This is a genomic window from Stenotrophomonas sp. GD04145 (assembly GCF_029835135.1).
In the GTDB taxonomy this organism is placed as follows: domain Bacteria; phylum Pseudomonadota; class Gammaproteobacteria; order Xanthomonadales; family Xanthomonadaceae; genus Stenotrophomonas; species Stenotrophomonas maltophilia_P.
In genome coordinates this window covers 39,707-58,362 of the sequence record NZ_JAODZG010000006.1, presented here as the reverse complement: position 1 = coordinate 58,362, position 18,656 = coordinate 39,707, and the positions used below count along the sequence as shown (strand labels likewise).

Annotated in this window: 18 protein-coding genes; 8 read left to right on the top strand and 10 right to left on the bottom strand. The window is 67.2% G+C overall.

Annotated elements, in window-relative coordinates; translation table 11 throughout:
• Position 1: 1 nt before the first annotated feature.
• Positions 2 to 1,069, bottom strand: coding sequence for an alpha-ketoacid dehydrogenase subunit beta (locus tag N7367_RS05235; RefSeq protein ID WP_053519853.1), 1,068 nt, complete (start codon positions 1,067 to 1,069; stop codon positions 2 to 4).
• Entirely contained in the window at positions 1,062 to 2,144 is a 1,083-nt protein-coding gene (gene pdhA, locus N7367_RS05230) for a pyruvate dehydrogenase (acetyl-transferring) E1 component subunit alpha (protein WP_279941870.1), read from the bottom strand. The genes N7367_RS05235 and pdhA overlap by 8 nt, the downstream gene beginning before the upstream one ends.
• A gap of 335 nt (positions 2,145 to 2,479) precedes the next feature.
• Between pdhA and N7367_RS05225 the strand changes: the two genes are divergently transcribed.
• The 4 genes from N7367_RS05225 to N7367_RS05210 all read left to right on the top strand — a co-directional run bounded on the left by N7367_RS05225 (position 2,480) and on the right by N7367_RS05210 (position 6,921).
• Positions 2,480 to 3,355: a tryptophan 2,3-dioxygenase family protein gene (locus tag N7367_RS05225; protein ID WP_053519851.1), complete on the top strand. Its 876-nt coding sequence runs from the start codon at positions 2,480 to 2,482 to the stop codon at positions 3,353 to 3,355.
• Between the two features lie 179 nt (positions 3,356 to 3,534).
• Complete coding sequence (locus N7367_RS05220; RefSeq protein ID WP_053519850.1) at positions 3,535 to 5,034, top strand: oligopeptide:H+ symporter; 1,500 nt, start codon at positions 3,535 to 3,537, stop codon at positions 5,032 to 5,034.
• 16 nt (positions 5,035 to 5,050) lie between these two features.
• On the top strand, positions 5,051 to 5,650 hold the full coding sequence (locus N7367_RS05215) for a thioredoxin family protein (RefSeq protein WP_053519849.1): 600 nt from the start codon (positions 5,051 to 5,053) through the stop codon (positions 5,648 to 5,650).
• Between the two features lie 131 nt (positions 5,651 to 5,781).
• Positions 5,782 to 6,921 carry a hypothetical protein gene (locus tag N7367_RS05210; protein ID WP_128988911.1) on the top strand — a complete coding sequence of 380 codons (1,140 nt, stop codon included), beginning with the start codon at positions 5,782 to 5,784 and terminating at the stop codon, positions 6,919 to 6,921.
• A 43-nt stretch (positions 6,922 to 6,964) separates the two neighbouring features.
• On the opposite strand, the gene N7367_RS05205 is transcribed toward N7367_RS05210, so the two are convergent.
• Entirely contained in the window at positions 6,965 to 7,459 is a 495-nt protein-coding gene (locus N7367_RS05205; RefSeq protein ID WP_065174367.1) for a MarR family transcriptional regulator, read from the bottom strand.
• A gap of 129 nt (positions 7,460 to 7,588) precedes the next feature.
• On the opposite strand from N7367_RS05205, the gene hppD reads away from it, so the two are divergent.
• Complete coding sequence (gene hppD, locus N7367_RS05200; protein WP_279941869.1) at positions 7,589 to 8,701, top strand: 4-hydroxyphenylpyruvate dioxygenase; 1,113 nt, start codon at positions 7,589 to 7,591, stop codon at positions 8,699 to 8,701.
• An 83-nt stretch (positions 8,702 to 8,784) separates the two neighbouring features.
• Positions 8,785 to 10,083: a homogentisate 1,2-dioxygenase gene (gene hmgA, locus N7367_RS05195; RefSeq protein WP_053515539.1), complete on the top strand. Its 1,299-nt coding sequence runs from the start codon at positions 8,785 to 8,787 to the stop codon at positions 10,081 to 10,083.
• 3 nt (positions 10,084 to 10,086) lie between these two features.
• Here the strand turns inward: hmgA and N7367_RS05190 are convergent, their stop codons facing one another.
• Positions 10,087 to 10,611 (bottom strand): hypothetical protein, encoded by a 525-nt coding sequence (locus tag N7367_RS05190; protein ID WP_279941868.1) that lies wholly within the window; start codon positions 10,609 to 10,611, stop codon positions 10,087 to 10,089.
• Positions 10,612 to 10,732: 121 nt separating this feature from the next.
• Here N7367_RS05190 and N7367_RS05185 point away from each other — a divergent pair, with 121 nt between their 5' ends.
• Positions 10,733 to 11,389 (top strand): hypothetical protein, encoded by a 657-nt coding sequence (locus N7367_RS05185; RefSeq protein WP_279941867.1) that lies wholly within the window; start codon positions 10,733 to 10,735, stop codon positions 11,387 to 11,389.
• Positions 11,390 to 11,462: 73 nt separating this feature from the next.
• Entirely contained in the window at positions 11,463 to 12,428 is a 966-nt protein-coding gene (locus tag N7367_RS05180) for a sodium:calcium antiporter (protein ID WP_279941866.1), read from the top strand.
• Between the two features lie 64 nt (positions 12,429 to 12,492).
• Here the strand turns inward: N7367_RS05180 and N7367_RS05175 are convergent, their stop codons facing one another.
• From N7367_RS05175 to N7367_RS05150, 6 genes are read right to left on the bottom strand one after another with little or no spacing between them, the layout of a single operon-like run.
• The gene (locus N7367_RS05175) at positions 12,493 to 12,882 is read right to left on the bottom strand and encodes a Na+/H+ antiporter subunit G (RefSeq protein ID WP_279941864.1); all 390 of its coding nucleotides are present in this window, start codon (positions 12,880 to 12,882) and stop codon (positions 12,493 to 12,495) included.
• Positions 12,879 to 13,163, bottom strand: coding sequence for a K+/H+ antiporter subunit F (locus tag N7367_RS05170; RefSeq protein ID WP_053515548.1), 285 nt, complete (start codon positions 13,161 to 13,163; stop codon positions 12,879 to 12,881). The genes N7367_RS05175 and N7367_RS05170 overlap by 4 nt, the downstream gene beginning before the upstream one ends.
• A complete protein-coding gene (locus N7367_RS05165) occupies positions 13,160 to 13,666 on the bottom strand; it encodes a Na+/H+ antiporter subunit E (RefSeq protein WP_262101382.1) in 507 nt (168 codons plus the stop codon). The genes N7367_RS05170 and N7367_RS05165 overlap by 4 nt, the downstream gene beginning before the upstream one ends.
• Positions 13,663 to 15,198: a monovalent cation/H+ antiporter subunit D gene (locus N7367_RS05160; RefSeq protein WP_128988919.1), complete on the bottom strand. Its 1,536-nt coding sequence runs from the start codon at positions 15,196 to 15,198 to the stop codon at positions 13,663 to 13,665. Before N7367_RS05160 ends, N7367_RS05165 begins: the two co-directional genes overlap by 4 nt.
• The gene (locus N7367_RS05155) at positions 15,195 to 15,572 is read right to left on the bottom strand and encodes a Na+/H+ antiporter subunit C (RefSeq protein WP_053515553.1); all 378 of its coding nucleotides are present in this window, start codon (positions 15,570 to 15,572) and stop codon (positions 15,195 to 15,197) included. The genes N7367_RS05160 and N7367_RS05155 overlap by 4 nt, the downstream gene beginning before the upstream one ends.
• Complete coding sequence (locus N7367_RS05150; protein ID WP_197600275.1) at positions 15,572 to 18,400, bottom strand: monovalent cation/H+ antiporter subunit A; 2,829 nt, start codon at positions 18,398 to 18,400, stop codon at positions 15,572 to 15,574. The genes N7367_RS05155 and N7367_RS05150 overlap by 1 nt, the downstream gene beginning before the upstream one ends.
• Positions 18,401 to 18,656: the final 256 nt, after the last annotated feature.

Here is an 18,656-nt window from a genome sequence, read left to right as displayed (position 1 = left end):
GTCAGCCTGCCGCCACCGCGCGCTTGGCCGCGGTCACGATCCGGTCCACGCTCGGCAGGTACTTCATCTCCAGGCGGAACAGCGGAATGTGGGTGTCGTAGCCGGTAACGCGCTCGACCGGGGCCAGCAGGTCGTACATCGATTCCTCGGCCAGGCGCGCGGCGATTTCCGCACCGAAGCCCGCGGTCTTCGGGGCCTCCTGCACGATCACGCAGCGGCCGGTCTTGGACACCGACTCGGCGATGGTGGCGAAGTCCAGCGGACGCAGCGTGGCCACGTCGATGACTTCGGCACTGATGCCCTCGCCAGCCAGCTTGTCGGCCGCTTCCAGCGCTTCCTTCACCTGCGCACCCCAGGCGACCAGGGTCACGTCGGTGCCGTCGCGCAGCACGAAGCACACGTCCAGCGGCAGGGCTTCGCCGTCGTTGACGACCACTTCCTTGTACTGGCGGTAGATGCGCTTGGGCTCCATGTAGATCACCGGATCGGGATCGCGCATGGCGGCCAGCAGCAGGCCATAGGCGCGCTGCGGGCTGGACGGCAGCACCACGCGCAGGCCCGGCACGTTGGTGAAGATCGATTCGTTGGCTTCGCTGTGGTGTTCCGGCGCACGGATGCCACCGCCCCACGGCACGCGCAGCACCATCGGGCAGTGCAGGCGGCCACGGGTACGGGTGCGCAGGCGCGCGGCGTGGCAGATGATGTGGTCGACCATCGGGTAGACGAAGCCATCGAACTGGGCTTCGGCCACCGGCTTCATGCCCTGCGCGGCCAGGCCGACGGTGAGGCCGGCGATGGTCGTTTCATCCAGCGGGGTGTCGAGGATGCGCTGCGCACCGAAGCGCTGCTGCAGGCCGGCGGTGGCGCGGAACACGCCGCCGTTGACGCCCACGTCCTCGCCCAGCACCAGCACCGACGGGTCGTGTTCCAGCTCCCAGGCCAGCGCCTGGGTGATGGCTTCGATCAGGGTGATGGGGGTAGCGGTCATTGCGATGTCTCCACCGGCGACAGCAGCGCTGTCGGCGGCATTGGCCTGGGAAGCGGAAGCGCCCGTCTTGATGTCATCCATGGCGCTGCTCCAGGGCAATGGCGGCCGCGCGCTGGGCCAGAAGATCCGGCGGCGGATCGGCATACAGGTAGTCGAACATCGCCTCGACCGGCTGCACCGGGGTATTGAGGTACTGGTTCACTTCCTCGTCGACCCTGGCGCCGCACTGCTCCACCCAGGCCTTTTCTTCGTCCTCGCTCCACACGCCCTGGGCGGTGAGGTACTTGCGCAGGCGCAGCATCGGCTCACGGGTCCAGGCATCCTTCACTTCGGCGTCGTCGCGGTAGCGGCGCGCGTCGTCGGCGGTGGTGTGGTCGGACAGGCGGTAGGTCATCAGTTCCAGCACGGTGCCGCCTTCGCCGGCGAGGCCGCGCTCGCGCGCCTGTTCCATCGCTGCCAGCACCGCGACCAGATCGTTGCCGTCCACCTGCAGGCAGTGCAAGCCGCCAGCCAGGCCCTTCTGTGCCAGCGTTTCGGCGCCGGTCTGCGCCGAGCGCGGCACCGAGATGGCCCAGCCGTTGTTGACGATGCACAGGATCAGCGGCAGCTTGTAGGCACCGGCAGAGTTCAGTGCGGCATAGAAGTCGGTCTTCGAGCTGCCGCCATCGCCACACACCGCCACCGCGACCTGCTGCTCGTTGTTGAGCTTGAACTTCAGCGCGGCGCCCGCAGCGTGCAGGCACTGCGTGGAAATCGGCACGCAGAACGGGAAGTCCTTCACCGCATTGCCGGTGAAGTCGTTGCCGCGCTCGTCGCCGCCCCAGTACATCAGCACGTCGTACGGGCGCACGCCACGCATGAACATCGCGCCGTACTCGCGGTAGCTCGGGCCGAGCACGTCGCCTTCGCGCATGCCGGCGCCGATGCCCACGTGCGCCGCCTCGTGACCCAGGCAGGCGGCATAGGTACCCAGCTTGCCGGTGCGCTGCAGGGCGATGGATTTGCTGTCGAACGTGCGTACGTACAGCATCTGCTTGAACAGCGGCACCAGGACGCGCGGATCCTTCAGGGATTCGGGCAGGTCATTGCGGACGAGCGTGCCGTCCGCATCCAGGTACTGCAGGTATTCGATCTTGAATTCAGCGGCAACCGTCATCGCGTACTGCACCTTCGACAGAGAAGTTACAAATGATATGAATCGCCATGTTAAGGAACGCGTACGAAATAGCCTTCCTGCGGCGCAACACGGCGATTCCCCGTTGTACCCCTGCCGGCGGGTGGAGGGCCAATAACAACAACGTATTCAGTCGTTGCTGCATAGCATCAGAATACGCCTCCGGCTGACTGCCCGCGCAACGTCGCAAACGGTTCCACGCGCGGGCCCGCCATTGCCGGGTGATCCACGGCTCACCGCACGGCCCGGTATGGATCCTCGGGCTGCCAGCGCGGCGGCAACGCGCTACCCTTGCCGCCCCCGATCTGGTCCCGCTCATGTCCGTCGACAACAACCAACGCGATCTCGAAGCCGGCATCCACACCGACCTGCACGGCCGGCTGACCTACGGCGGCTACCTGCGGCTGGACCAGCTGCTCAGTGCCCAGCAGCCGCTGTCCAACCCGCCGCACCACGACGAGATGCTCTTCATCATCCAGCACCAGACGTCGGAGCTGTGGTTGAAGCTGCTGGGGCACGAGCTTGGCGCGGCCATCGGCTTCCTGCAGCGTGATGAAGTCTGGCAGTGCCGCAAGGTGCTGGCCCGCAGCAAGCAGGTGCTGCGCCAGCTCACCGAGCAGTGGTCGGTGCTGGAAACCCTGACCCCATCCGAGTACATGGGCTTCCGCGACGTGCTGGGGCCTTCCTCGGGATTCCAGTCGCTGCAGTACCGCTACATCGAGTTCCTGCTGGGCAACAAGAACGCGCAGATGCTGCAGGTGTTCGAGCATGATCCGGCCGGGCAGGCGCAGCTGCGCAGCGTGCTGGAGGCACCCAGCCTGTACGAGGAATTCCTGAAGTACCTGGCCCGCTTCGGCCACGCCGTGCCGGCGATGTACGAGACCCACGACTGGACCCAGCCGCATGTGGCCGACGACGCCCTGCAGCCGGTCTTCGAGCGCATCTACCAGGACACCGACCGCTACTGGCGCGAGTATTCGCTGTGCGAGGACCTGGTGGACCTGGAGACGGCCTTCCAGCTCTGGCGGTTCCGCCACATGCGTACGGTGATGCGGGTGATCGGCTTCAAGCGTGGTACCGGAGGCTCGTCCGGGGTCGGCTTCCTGCGCCAGGCGCTGGAGCTGACCTTCTTCCCCGAGCTGTTCCAGGTGCGGACCACGCTGCAGGCCGCGCCCCCGCCGGAGCTGGGCTGATCCCCATTCATCCGGATCCCGGCCGGCGGCTGGATCGTTTCAGATGCAAGTTCAGCGAGCAGGCGGCCACCTGCCTCAAACGGCGTGTATTTGACGTGAACGCCACAAGTCGGTGATCCTCGCGCGTTGCTCCATTGCACATCGGACGTGCTCGTCATCCACCGAACCAGGAATCCCGCATGAGCGTAAACGCCACTGCGAACACCCCGGAGCCGGCGCTGCCGGACTTCAAGACCACGCTGGGCCACCCGCGCCCGCTGTGGATGCTGTTCATGACCGAGTTCTGGGAACGCTTTGCGTTCTACGGCATCCGCTGGGCCTTGGTGCTGTACATCGTCGCCCAGTTCTACAACGGCAACGCCGCCGGCGAGGGCGATGCCAGCCGCATCTACGGTGCCTACCTGGCGCTGGTGTACGCGGCGGCGATCTTCGGCGGCTACGTGGCCGACCGGGTGCTGGGCTACCAGCGCTCGATCCTGACCGGCGCGATCATCATGGCGGCCGGCCTGTTCATGATCTCGCTGCCGGAAGAGCATCTGTTCAAGCTCGGCCTGGCCACGATCATCGTGGGCAACGGCCTGTTCAAGCCGAACATCTCCACCATGGTCGGCAAGCTGTATGGCCTGAAGGACGAGCGCCGCGATTCGGGCTTCACCATCTTCTACATGGGCATCAACATCGGCGCGATGATCGCCCCGGTGCTGACCGAGTACCTGGCCCGCAAGGTGTTCGGCACTTCGGAAATGCCGTCGTACAAGGTCGTGTTCATCGCCTCCGGCGTGGGCATGCTGATCTCGCTGGTGTGGTTCTACATCGGCCGGGCCGGCCTGAAGGGCATCGGCGCACCGCCGGCCGGTGCCGAAGGCTTCGGTCGCATCGTGATGGTGCTGGTAGGCGCGCTGGTGGCCATCCCGGTCGCCTACTTCCTGCTGGCGACCGGCGCCACCGCGCTGGCCTGGATCCTGGGCGTGATGTTCGCTGCGCTGGCCGTGCTGCTGCTGGTCGAAGGCATCCGCGAGGGCAAGGTGCAGCGCGACCGCGTGATCGCCATGCTGATCATCTTCGCGTTCAACGTCATGTTCTGGATGTTCTTCGAACAGGCCGGCAGCTCGTTCACCTTCCTGGCCGAGAACATCGTCAACCGTGACTTCGGCAACTGGACCTTCCCGACCGCGTGGTTCCAGTCGGTGAACTCGGTGGCCATCATCACCCTGGCGCCGCTGATCGCCTGGATCTGGGTGGCCCTGGGTCGCGCCAATCCGTCCATCCCGCGCAAGTTCGGCCTGGGCCTGCTGTTCAACGGCGCGGCCTTCGCCCTGCTGATGTTTGCCCTGTCGCAGATGGTCGTGGACGGCAAGATCCCGTTCTGGACCCTGTTCATGGTCTACGTCATCCAGTCCGTCGGTGAGCTGTGCCTGTCGCCGATCGGCCTGTCGATGGTGACCAAGCTGGCCCCGGTCCGCCTGGTCGGCTTCGGCATGGGTGGCTGGTTCCTGTCCACCGGCATCGGCAACAACCTGTCGGGCATCTTCGCCGGCGCCGTCAGTGGTGAAGGCGGCATGACGATCGATTCGGCATTGAAGGGGTATACCTTCGGCTTCTGGGCCCTAATCGGTTCCGGCGTGGTGCTGTTCCTGATCGCCCCGCTGATCAACAAGCTGATGCACGGCGTCAAGTGATGAGAGGGTAGCTGGCATGCGTACGAAGCTCGGTGGTGCGATGGGGATGGTCTGTGCGGCGCTGATCGGCGCGTGTTCGCAACCCCCGCCACCCGCCGCCACCGGGCCGACGCAGCCACTGGATACCCGTCCCACCGAGCCACCGGTCGCTGACCCCAGCGAACCGGTGGCCTCGGGCAACACCCCGGTGGCGGCGGATATCGCCGCCATCGCCGGGCTCAGTGCACAGTTCGACCCGGCCCGCGACCCCGCCGACGATCTGGCCACCGCCAAGGTGGAAGCCCAGCGTGGCAAGAAACGCATCATCCTCGAGGTCGGCAACGCCGGCTGCGACCGCTGTCATGCGCTGGACCAGATCGTGGAGGGGGATGGCGACCTGCGCCGTTTCCGCGATGCCCACTACGTGTGGGTGAAGGTCAATGAGAGCGACGAGAAGCCCAACAGCGCTTTCCTCGGCCAGTTCCCGGAGATGGGCCGCGACTACCCCTACCTGCTGGTGCTCGATGCCGACGGCACCCTGCTGGCACCGCAGGCAACGGCGGCAATGCGCAGAGGCGAGACCTACCTGCCGGCGCAGGTGATGGCCTTCCTCAAGCAGTGGGCGCCTGATCGGTAGCGCCGGGCCATGCCCGGTGGATGCGCGCACCGTCACATTCCGAGCATCGCCGCCTCAATTTCATCGCACGCACGCCGTTACCGGCAAGGCTCCCGGTCGACCCGACGTCGACGCACCCTACCGGAACGCCCATGCACAGCGACCACGCCGAACGATTGCCCGATCCTGCCAGCAGCCTGGGCGAGGGTGGTGCTGGCGAGGGCGTGACCCTGCCGGCACAGGACGCACTGCTGGATGACGTCGGCATCGGCGACAGTGCCCCCGAAGCGGCCCCGCCGCACCATCGCCTGCCGCAGATCGCACTGCCTGACAACGTCGTGCTGAAGGGCGCGGTGCAGACGCTGGTGGAACAGAAATCGCGACTCGATGCGCTGGCGTCGCAGGGCCAGCTGGCCGGCCTGCTGCCGCCGGAATGGCAGGGCAACGGCGTACGCGCCATCGAGCTGTCCACCTTCATCCAGGGCGTGCTGCCGTTCCTGCAGCCGGGAGAACGTGGCGAGACCGCGGCCGCACGCCTGCCGGTGCGTCATGTGCTGGGCGACGACAGCCGTTGGGGCCTGCCGGATGTGGCCGAACCGAAGTCGCTGGCGTGGTACCTGGCCAGTGACGAACGCGCCACTGCGGGCGGCAGGGACGTGGCCGAAGCCTTTCTGGTCGGGGCGCTGGGCGTGGCGTGGATGCAGGAGGGGCGCAGCCGCGCGGGCTTCCTGCGTGCCGTGGGGCAGGACAGCCTGGCCGCGCGGGTGACCATGCTGGGCTATCCGGCGGCCACCGAGCTGGCGCTGTACAGCGTGGTCGCGCATGGCCAGTCGCAGGTCTGGTGCGTGCACGCTCGCCGTCGCATGCGTCCACTGGTCGCGCCATGGCTGAGCGTGCCGCTGTTGACGGCCTACGGCGTGCCCGCACCGGTGCCATGGCCGTCCGCGTTCCCGCCCGTGGACGCCGTTGCCGAGGCGCTGGCGACCGCGCGCCAGGGACGCGCGCTGCCCGAGGTGGATCTGGGCAAGGTGGTGGCGAAGATGGCCGAAGACGCAGCCGGCGAAGCATGGCAGCCGGTCAGCCTGCTGCAGCTCAACACGTGGTCGCCGCGCTGGCATTTCTTCCTCGGCACCTTCGTCGGCGTGCCGTCGCTGCTGCTGGTGGCTGCCGCGCTGGCCCTGCCGGGGGCGGTCGAAGCAGCCACGGTTGCCGCGTCGCTCGGCTTTGCCGGTGGCGCGATCGGTGCACTCGCGGTGCCGTGGATCCATGCGCGGCGCAAGCACCTGAGCTGAACCGTGCTGCCCCGAGCCGGGGGCCGAGCCCCGGCGGCATGCCTCAGACCCCTTCGCCCATCCGCTCCAGGCCATCGCCCGCCAGGCGCAGGATCAGCGTTTCCAGCAGCTGTTCCTCCTCCTCGCTCAGCACCGACATCAGCTTGCGGGTGATCTCGATCACCAGCGGCGCGATGGTCTCGTACACCTCGAAGCCCGCTGCCGACAGGGCCAGGACCGAGCGGCGACGGTCGTCGCCATGGGTCTCGCGCTTGATGAAACCGCGCTCGAGCAGGCGCGCCACCGCACGGCTGACCGCCACCTTGTCCATCGCCGTGCGGTCGGAGACCTCGCTGGCCGACGACCCGGGATACAGCGCCAGGATGGTGATGACCCGCCATTCCGGAATGGCCAGACCGTAGCGATCACCGTACAGCTTGGCGATGTTGCCGCTGACCCGGTTGGACAGCACGCTCAGCCGGTAGGGCAGGAACTGTTCCAGGTCGAGCAGGACGTGCGATGCACGCAGGCGTGTCGAAGCGGGATCGGCGGGGCTCATGTTGCGGTGCACCTTGCTGGTGGTTTCAAGTGTAACTATAAGGGTTGGGTCCAGACCCTGCATTCTCGCCGGGTCGTTACCTGCCCGCACCTGGTTTGTACCGATGCGGTACCGATTCGGAGCCCCGCCATGAATACCGCAGTCCAGCCCTCCTCGCATCCCAATCCCGGCATGCAGGTCACCACCTTCGAGAACCCGATGGGCATCGATGGTTTCGAGTTCGTCGAGTTTGCTGCCCCGGCCGGCCGCGGCCAGGAGCTGCACGACTACTTCCGCAGTATGGGCTTCACGGCGGTGCTCAGGCACAAGCAGCGTCCGATTACCGTCTATCGCCAGGGCGACGTCAACTTCCTGGTCAATGAAGATCCGGATTCGTTCGCTGCCGACTTCGCCGAAAAGCACGGTCCGTGCGCCTGTGGCTTCGCCATCCGTTTCAAGAAGCCGGGCCAGGAGGTCTACCAGACCGCGCTGGGCAACGGTGCCGAGGCCATCGGCTTCAAGCCGGACAGCAAGGCGGTCGGCGCGCCGGTCATCAAGGGCATCGGTGACTGCATGCTGTACCTGGTCGACCGCTATGGCAGCGCCGGCAGCATCTACGACGGCGACTACGAGCCGATCGCCGGCGTCGATCAGCATCCGGTGGGCTTCGGCCTGACCTTCATCGACCACCTGACCCACAACCTGTACTTCGGTAACATGCAGCAGTGGTCGGACTACTACGAGCGGCTGTTCAACTTCCGCGAGATCCGCTACTTCGACATCAAGGGCCTGAAGACCGGCCTGGTGTCCAAGGCCATGACCGCGCCGGACGGCATCGTGCGCATTCCGCTCAACGAATCGTCCGATCCGAAGAGCCAGATCAACGAATACCTGGACGCCTACAAGGGCGAGGGCATCCAGCACATCGCCTGCTTCACCGAGAACATCTACGAGACCGTCGAGGCGATGCGTGCGCAGGGTGTGGATTTCCTCGACACGCCGGACACCTACTTCGACGTGATCGACCAGCGCGTGCCGAACCATGGCGAGGACGTGCCGCGCCTGGCGAAGAACAAGATCCTGATCGACGCCGATCCGGAAACCCACCAGCGCAAGCTGCTGCAGATCTTCACCCAGAACTGCATCGGCCCGATCTTCTTCGAGATCATCCAGCGCAAGGGCAATGAAGGTTTCGGCGAAGGCAACTTCACTGCGCTGTTTGAGAGCATCGAGCGCGACCAGATCCGCCGCGGCGTGCTGTAACGTTTCAGACCTGCACCCTCAGCGGTAGCGCCGGGCCATGCCCGGCGGCTTTCCGTTCCGGCCTTGCCGTTCCAGGAGCCCCCATGTCCACCTCAATCACCGCCCGTGGCTACCAGTCCGGTTTCGGCAACGAATTCGCCACCGAAGCCGTGGCCGGCGCGCTGCCGGTCGGGCAGAACTCGCCGCAGAAGGTGGCCCATGGCCTGTATGCCGAGCAGCTGTCCGGCACCGCCTTCACCGCGCCGCGCGGCAGCAACCGGCGCAGCTGGCTGTACCGGATACGCCCGGCGGTGACCCATGGTGAGTTCACCCCGTTCGCGCAATCGCGCCTGCAGTGCGATTTCGGCTCGCAGCCGGCCTCGCCGAACCAGCTGCGCTGGAGCCCGCTGCCGCTGCCGGAACTGCCCACCGACTTCGTCGAAGGGCTGTACACCATGGGCGGCAATGGTTCGCCGGATGCCCACGCCGGCGTCGGCATCCATCTGTATGCCGCGAACCGGGACATGGTTGGCCGCTACTTCTACGATGCCGACGGCGAACTGCTGATCGTGCCCCAGCTGGGTGGGCTGCGCCTGCTGACCGAGCTGGGCGTGATCGAGATCGAACCGCAGCAGATCGCGGTGATTCCGCGTGGCGTGCGCTTCCGCGTCGAGCTGCCTGATGGCCCGAGCCGGGGCTACATCTGCGAGAACTACGGCGCCCTGCTGAAGCTGCCCGATCTGGGGCCGATCGGCGCCAACGGCCTGGCCAATCCGCGTGACTTTGAAACCCCGCATGCGGCGTTCGAGGACCTCGACGGTGAGTTCGAACTGATCGCCAAGTTCGAAGGACGCCTGTGGCGCGCACCGATCGACCATTCGCCGCTGGACGTGGTCGCCTGGCACGGCAATTACGCGCCGTACCGCTACGATCTGCGCCGCTTCAACACCCTCGGTTCGATCAGCTACGACCACCCGGACCCGTCGATCTTCCTGGTACTGCATTCGCCCAGCGACACAGCAGGGACCAGCAACATGGATTTCGCCATCTTCCCGCCGCGCTGGCTGGTGGCGCAGAACACCTTCCGGCCACCGTGGTTCCACCGCAACATCGCCAGCGAGTTCATGGGCCTGGTGCACGGTGCCTACGATGCCAAGGCCGAAGGCTTCGTGCCGGGCGGCGCCTCCCTGCACAACTGCATGAGCGGCCACGGACCGGATGCACCGACCTTCGACAGGGCCTCCAGTGCCGATCTGTCCAAGCCGGACGTGGTCAAGGACACCATGGCCTTCATGTTCGAGACCCGCGCGGTGATCCGCCCGACCGCCCAGGCGCTTGATGCCGGGCACCGGCAGGCCGATTACCAGCAGTGCTGGGCAGGGCTGCGCAACAACTTCCGATGAGCCTCATGCGGCATCGGTGAAGGCGTCGCAGTGCTCCAGCGGCAGGACTTCCAGCAGCCGCTGCCGTACGCGTTCGCAGTAGCCTTCGGAGGTCAGCGTGGGCAGTACCTGCAACGCCGAGTGCAGCACCTGCAGCACATCGGTCTGCGCGCGTGCCTGCTGCAGGTCGCGGAACAGCGCCGCTGCCTGCGGATGCCGCTGCAGCTCCAGGATACCCAGCACATAGATCCGTGAGGCGACCAGCGAGCGGCGCCGTTCGATCGGCGTGGCCGCGGGCGCGGGTGCCTGCGGCCGGGCAGGTGTGCGCCCGGATGCCGCCGCCGCGGGAGGCGGGGCGTCGGTTTCCAGATAGCCGGCATGGATCAGCTGGATCAGCATGGCCGGCGTCTCCTGGCCCATCAGCCCGCTCAGCTCGGTGACGCTGCGCTGGCCATCGCACAGGATGAGCAGCCGGCGCTGGCGCATGTCCAGCGGCGCGCGGTGCGCCTGCAGCGCGGTTCGGGCGAGATCGGTCTTGCGCGGTTGCATGGATGGGACAGCCAGGACGGTGCACGCCGAGCCTGAACGAAGGCGATGAAACAGCGATGACAATGCAGCGCCTGCACGCGGCCTGCGGTAGCGTCCGCCCATCCCTCCTGGAGCGATACCGATGAAGCTGCTGCCATTGGCTGGCCTGATGCTGCTGTCCCTGACCGCCTGTGGCGGTGGTTCGGACAAACAGGGAGCGGCCGGCAGCGGCAGCGACTCGCCGGCCGAGACCGCCAGTGCCACCGGCCCGGCGCAATCGGCCGATCCGGACCTGGCGTCACGGCCGGCCAACGATGCCCGCGCCGACAGCCCCGCGCGCCTGGACGGTTTCGGCGGGGTGGCGCTGGGTGCGGGCATCGCCGAGGTGCGCAGCGGCTTCGGCGCGCCGCTGCAGGGGCTGGGCAGCGATGCGGCAGGCAGGCCATTGCCGGCCGACGACGGCAACGAGGACTGCTATTTCCTGCGTCCGCAGCAGGCCGATGACCCGCGCCTGATGATCGAAGGCCGCAAGCTGGTCCGCTATGACGTGCGCAGCGCCGCCATCACCGCGCCAGGCGGCGGCAGGGTCGGCATGACCCTGGGCGAGTTGCAGGTGCTGTACCCGGAGCGTGCCGATGTCGGTCCCGACAAGTACGACGACAAGGCCCAGCACCTGCGCGTGCGTCCGGCGCAGGAAGGTGCGGCGGTGATCGATTTCACCCTGGGGCCCGACGGCCGGGTCAGCGCGTGGCGGGTCGGCCAGACCCCGCAGGTCGATTACACCGAAGGTTGTGGCTGATCCTTGATGCACCGCCCAGCCTCGCGGCCGGGCCAAGCGTAGAATCGCGCGACGACCGCTGGGGGAGTGCTCGATGATCGCCATTGCCATCGCCTGGTTTCTGCTTGGCCTGCTGCTGCTGGGGCTCGGCGGAGACTCCATCGTCAAGGCCGTTTCCGGCCTGGCCCAGCGCTTCGGTGCCCGCCCGTTCACCGCGGGTCTGCTGCTGCTCGGCGTGGCGACCTCGATGCCGGAGCTGGTGGTCAACGCCCGCGCGCTGGCCGTGGGCCAGCCGGAACTGGCGCTGGGCAACGCGGTGGGCAGCAGCATCGCCAACCTGGGCCTGACCCTGGCGATCGCGGCGATCGCGGCCCCGTTGCTGCTGCGCGCGCGCCTGCAGGCCGTGCTCTGGTGGTCGCTGCTGGGGGCCGGCGTTCTGTTGATCCTGTTCGGGCTGGATGGCCGCCTTGCGCGCTGGGAAGGTGTCGTGCTGCTGGCCGGCTTCGTCGTCATGCAGGCCGTGCTGATGCGCCGTGGCCGCAGTGAGACCGCCGATGTGCAGGCGTCCATCGCACGATCGGCGCTGAGCCGCACCAGCCTGCCGTTGAATGTGCTGCGTGTGCTGGTGGCCGTGGTGGCCCTCTACTGGGGGGCGCGGCTGGTGGTTGGCGCGGCGGCCGACTTCGGCGTCGCACTTGGATGGACGCCGCTGCTGGTCGGCCTGCTGCCGCTTGCGATCGGCACGGCCTTGCCGGAGGTGGCCACCGCCATCGCCGCCGCGCGGCGTGGCCATGGCGACATGGTGCTGGGCCACGTGCTCGGCTCCAGCGCGGTCAATCTGCTGCTGGTGATCGGCGCGATGGCGGCGCTGCAGCCGCTGGCCCTGCCGGCATCGTTCGTGCGCCTGGAACTGCCCGCACTGCTGGCCTTTGCCCTGGTGCTGTATCCGATGCTGCGTGGCGACCTGAAGATCAGCCGTGGCGAAGGCGTGATCCTGCTGGTGGCGTTCGTCGGCTGGTTCGTGCTGGAACTGCTGCTGGTGGGCGCACCGGCACTGTAGCGCCGAGCCCATGCCCGGCTCGGCAGCAGATCCCCGCCCTGAGTGGATGCGGGGAGTCGTGTGATCAGCGTGTCGTGCTCTGCTCTTCTTTCCGCGCCGGCTCCGGCGGCGGCAGCTGCTCTTCGGCAGCCCGTTCGTTGCCGGGCAGGGTAGGACGGGTTTCCATCAGCAGCGACAACGCGGCCTTGGCCATCATGTGCGCGCTGATCGGCGCGGTGATGAACAGGAAGACGGTGATCAGCAGCTCGCGCGGCTGCGGATCCTGGCCGAGGAAGATGTGGTAGCAGACCGAACACACCAGCACGCAGCCCACGCCCAGCGTGCTGGCCTTGGTCGGCGCATGCAGCCGCTTGAAGAAGGTCGACAGCTTCACCAGGCCCAGCGCACCGACCAGGATGAAGAAGCAGCCGAACAGCAGCAGGACCGACAGGCCGATCTGGATCGCGGTGATCATTCGACGATGTCCCGGCGCAGCACGAACTTGCTCAGCACCACGGTGCTGCCGAAGCCGAGCATGGCGATCACCAGTGCGGCCTCGAAGTAGATCGGCGAGTTGAGGTACATGCCGAACAGCATCAGTTCGGCGATGGCAGTCACTGAAAGTGTGTCGAGGGCGAGGATGCGGTCAGGCACGCTCGGGCCGCGCAGCAGGCGCCAGGTCGCCAGCAGCATGGCCAGTCCGACCACGTGCATGCATACCACCAGGGTGGTCTGGATGACTTCAAAACCGGTCATGGGAAGATCTCCATCAACGGGGCTTCGTATCGTTGCTTGATCGTGTCGATCAGCGCCTGTGGATCCTCCAGGTGCAGCACGTGCACCAGCAGGAACCTGCGGTCGTCGCTGAGTGCCGCCGACACCGTACCCGGGGTCAGGGTGATCATGCTGGTCAGCGCGGCGATGCCGTGGATGTTGGCGATGTCCAGCGGCAGCCAGATGAAGCCCGGATGGATGTTCTTCTCCGGGCCGAGCACCTGCAGGGCCACCCGGATGTTGGACATCAGGATGTCCCACAGGGTGACGCACAGCAGCTTCGGTACCGGGCGCAACGTACCGATGCGGGCGAACTCGCGATCCAGGCGCGCGGCGAACAGCGGCACGACCACGCCCAGCACAAGGCCCAGCAGGATCTGGCCAAGGTTGAAGCTGTCGGACATCAGCAGCCAGAACGCCACCACCATCATGCTCAGTGCGGGCGACGGTACCAGGCGGCGGAACAGGGAACGTTGCGCGGTCATGGCTGGCGGATCTCCGGTGTGGTCGCGCGCAACTGCTGCACGTACTCGCCCGGCTGCAGCAGCTGGGCGGCGGTGGCGTCGGTATGGCGCATCAGCGGGGCGGCGGCCAGGGTCATGCCGATGCCGTAGGCCAGCAGGATGCAGGCAGCGAACAGCTCGACCCTGCGCAGCTTGGCCTTGCGGGGCGGCGGCGCGTCCGGCTCGGGCAGCGGCACGCGCCAGAACAGGCGGATGCCCCCTCGGGTCAGGCCCATGATGACCAGCAGGCTGCTGACCAGCACGGCCGTCCATACCGCGCCGGTGTACTGCGCCGGCATCCCGGCCAGCAGGGCGGCCTTGGCCAGGAAGCCCGACAGCGGCGGAAGTCCGGCGACCGACACGGCGCCGATCAGGAACAGTACCGCCGGCGTTTCCTTGCCCGGCATCGGTGCGATCACTTCCTTGCGGTCGCTGGCACCGCCGCGTCGGCGCCGGATCAGGTCGGCCACCAGGAACAGCGCGGCAGCGACGAAACTGCTGTGTGGCAGATAGTACAGACCGGCGGAGAGCACCTTCGGCGTGCCCACCGCGAAGGCAATGAACAGGGTCGCGGCCGAGACGATCACCAGGTAGGAGATCAGCACGCGCAGGCGCGCGGCGGCCAGCGCGCCCAGGCCGCCCAGTACCAGCGTGGCCACGCCGGCCCACAGCAGCCAGTCGCGTCCGTATCCGGCCATCGCGCCGGCGTCCTCGCCGAACCACAGCATCTGCACGCGCAGCACGGCGTACAGGCCGACCTTGGTCATGATCGCAAACAGCGCAGCGACCGCAGCAGGTGCGCGCGCGTACGATTCGGGCAGCCAAAGGTACAGCGGCATCAGGGCGGCCTTGGCGCAGAACACCAGCAGCAGCAGGCCCATCGTGGCCTTCACCAGGGTCAGCTGTGCCGGCGGAACCTCGGCGATGCGCTGCGACAGCTCCGCCATGTTCAACGAGCCGAGCGAGGCGTACAGCAGGCCGAGTGCGATCAGGAACAGCGTCGATGCGGTGACATTGAACACCACGTAGTGCAGGCCGATGCGCATGCGCAGGCCACGGCCGCCGCTCAGCAGCAGGCCGTAGGAAGCGATCAGCATCACCTCGAAGAACACGAACAGGTTGAAGATGTCGCCGGTGAGGAACGCACCGTTGAGGCCGACCAGCTGGAACTGGAACAGCGCATGGAAGTGCGGCGCGCGCCGGTCCCAGCCCGAGCAGGCATGCAGCAGGCAGGGGATGGCCAGCAGCAGGGTGGTCAGCAGCATCCACGCCGACAGCCGGTCGGCCACCAGCGCGATGCCCAGGCGCGAGGGCCAGTCACCCAGCAGGTAGACGCGGATGTCACCGCCTGCCGTATCGGCGAACAGCAGCCCGACCACCACGGCCAGGGCCGCCAGTGCCGTCCAGGCCACAGTCCGCTGTACCTTCGGACCATAGCGGCGATGCTCGACGAACAGTGACAGTGCGGCGCCGAGCAGGGGAACCAGGATCGGCAGGATCACCAGATGGTTCATGCGCGGTCCTCGCCCTGGCGCGGCGGCGCATCGTCATCGGGCTCGTGCGCGTCCACGTGGTCGCTGTGGTTGTCGCTGCGGCTGCGCATGGCCAGCACGATGCTCACTGCAGTCATCGCGAAGGCGATCACGATGGCCGTCAGTACCAGCGCCTGCGGCAACGGGTCGGTGTAGTTGCCCAGGTGGCTCTCCACGCCTTCCTGCAGCACCGGTGCCTTGCCCTGCACCAGGCGCCCACCGGCAAAGATCAGCAGGTTGGTGGCGTAGGACAGGAAGGTCATGCCAAGGATCACGTCGAAGCTGCGCGCCCGCAGCAGCAGGTACACGCCGATGGCGGTCAGCACGCCGATCGCGGTGGCCAGGGCCAGTTCCATCAGTGCATCTCCCCGGTGCGGGCCGAACGGCGTTGCAGATCGATCTCGCCCTTGCGGGCGGTGCGGGTTCGAGAGGGCTTGACCGTGCCCATCATCGACAGCATCAGCATGGCGCCACCGAACACCACCAGGTACACGCCGATGTCGAAGCCGATCGCGCTGGCCAGCGGCACGTCGCCGATCAGCGGCAGGTGCAGGTCGAGGTGCCCGCTGGTCAGGAACGGCACGCCGAACAGCATCGAAGCACTGCCACTGAGCAGGGCGATCAGCAGGCCGGTGCCGATGCACCGGATGTAGTCGAAGCCGAAGCGCGACTCCACCGATGCCGTACCCTGGATGACGTACTGGATCAGCAGCGGCACCGCCAGTACCAGGCCGGCGATGAACCCGCCGCCCGGGGCGTTGTGACCGCGCAGGAACAGGAAGATGGAGACCGTCAGCGTCAGCGGGAACATGATCTGCGCCAGGTCGGCCGGTACCGGCAGCTTGATCGGCGGCCCGGGCATGATCTGCTCCGGGGCCATCCGCGTGCGGCGCAGCAGCGCGTGCACCACCAGCGCGGCGATGCCGAACACCGTGATCTCGCCGAAGGTATCAAAGCCGCGGAAGTCGACCAGGATCACGTTGACCACGTTCTGGCCATACGCTTCGGGCAGGGCACGCGCCACGAGCTCACCGGCCATGGTGTTCGGCGGCAGGGTCATCGCGGTATAGGCCAGCGCGCCGAGACCGGAACCGGCGATGACCGCGATCAGCGCGTCGCGGCGCTTGCGCCAGCGCGGCCGCTCCGGTCCGGACTGCGCGGGCAGATAGTTCATCCCCAGCAGCATCAGGACCAGGGTCACCATCTCCACCAGCAGCTGGGTCAGTGCCAGATCCGGTGCCGACAGGAACACGAAGGTCAGCGCCACCATCAGGCCGACGCCGCCCACCAGCAGCACCGCCAGCAGGCGCTGCTTGTACACGCGCAGCGTGGCGATCGCGCAGCCCATCATCACCAGCCACAACGCCCAGCCCAGCAGTGGAATCGGCTGCGGCGCGGTCCAGTTCGGGGACGCCGGGTTCGCCACGAACGGCGCGGCGGCCACCACGATCGCGACCAGCACCAGGCCCAGCAGCATCCGCTGCAGGCTGCCGTTGGCAATGCCGTTGGTCAGGCGCATGGCCAGTGCGGAAACCGCATCCAGCTGCGCATGGAACACGTTGCGGCCGGTGGTGGTATTGGTGACGGCGTGCAGGTTGATCAGCTTGCGCAGGCCGAAGTACAGGGCGATACCACCCACCACGCCGATCGCGCTCATCGCCAGCGGCAGGTTGAAGCCATGCCATACCGACAGGCTGTACTCGGGCATGGCGCTGCCGAGGATGGAGGCGGCAGCGGCATGCAGGACCGGCGCCACCGTCAGCGCGGGCGCGATGCCGACTGCCACGCAGACCACCACCAGCAGTTCCACCGGTACCTTCATCCAGCGCGGCGGTTCATGGGGAACGCGGTCCAGCCCGTGCGGGCCGGGGCCGAAGAAGGTGTCGTGCACGAAGCGCAGGCTGTAGGCCACGCCGAACACGCCGGCCAGCAACGCCGCGATCGACACCGCCATGCGCATGGTCTCGGTGCCGCCGGCGCTGATCGCCTCGGCGAACAGCATTTCCTTGGACAGGAAGCCGTTGAGCAGCGGAATGCCGGCCATGGCCAGCGAGGCGATGATCGCCAGTGCGCTGGTGAAGGGCATCAGTTTCCGCAGTCCGCCCAGCTTGCGCATGTCGCGCGTGCCGGTCTCATGGTCGATGATGCCGGCGGCCATGAACAGCGAGGCCTTGAAGGTGGCGTGGTTGAGGATGTGGAACACGCCGGCGACCACCGCCATCGGCGTGGACAGGCCGAACAGCAGGGTGATCAGGCCCAGGTGGGAGATCGTCGAATACGCCAGCAGCCCTTTCAGGTCGTGCTGGAAGATCGCGTTCCAGGCGCCGATCAGCAGGGTCAGCGCGCCGATGCCGCTCACCGTATAGAAGAACAGGTCGCTGCCGGCCAGTACCGGATGCAGGCGCGCCAGCAGGAACACGCCTGCTTTGACCATGGTGGCCGAGTGCAGGTAGGCCGAGACCGGTGTCGGTGCCGCCATCGCATGCGGCAACCAGAAATGGAACGGGAACTGCGCGCTCTTGGTGAAGATGCCGGCCAGCACCAGGAACAGGGCATAGGGATACAGCGCGCTGGCGCGGATCTGTTCACCGGCCGCCAGCACCACATCCAGGTCGAAGCTGCCGACGATGCGCCCGATCAGCAGCACGCCACCGAGCAGGGCCAGCCCGCCGCCGCCGGTGATCACCAGCGCCATGCGTGCGCCCTCGCGCGCATCCTGGCGATGCGACCAGAAGCCGATCAGCAGGAACGAGCTGATGCTGGTCATTTCCCAGAAGATCATCAGCAACAGCAGGTTGCCCGACAGCACCATGCCGAGCATGGCGCCCATGAACAGCAGCAGGTAGCAGTAGAAGCGGTGGGCGTTGTCCTGCGCACTGAGGTAGTACCGCGCGTACAGCACCACCAGCGCGCCGATGCCCAGCACCAGGCCGGCAAACATCCAGGCCAGGCCGTCCAGCCGCAGATGGAAGTCCAAGCCGATTTGCGGCAGCCAGGGCAGCAGGGTGCGGACGATCTGGCCGTCGAGCACCGCCGGGGTGAGCCAGCCGAGAATGGCCAGGCCGCCCAACGGCGCCAGCGCCGCCAGCCAGGCAGCAGTCGAGCGCGAACTACGGGGGAAGGCCGCAACAGCCGCTGCCATCAGGAACGGCAGGGCCAGCAGCAGAGGCAGGCTGGGGAGCATGCAGGGAATCCATGATTCACGAGCAGGTCAGTGAGGATAACAGGCTGCGAAATGTCGCCGAAAGCCATCGAACGGCGATCAACTGCCTGTAACGTTCGCTGATTCATTTTTTTTTGCAGCGCAGCATCTCCTCCGCGGTGCCGGCCAGGGGCTGCGGCCGGCTGCACCCTACGCCCGCGCACGGCGACCGCAGGCCCTGTCGCACAGGGGCTGCCGCTGCGGCAGGCGCCCCGCCAGAGGGGCAGAGCGTGCAGGC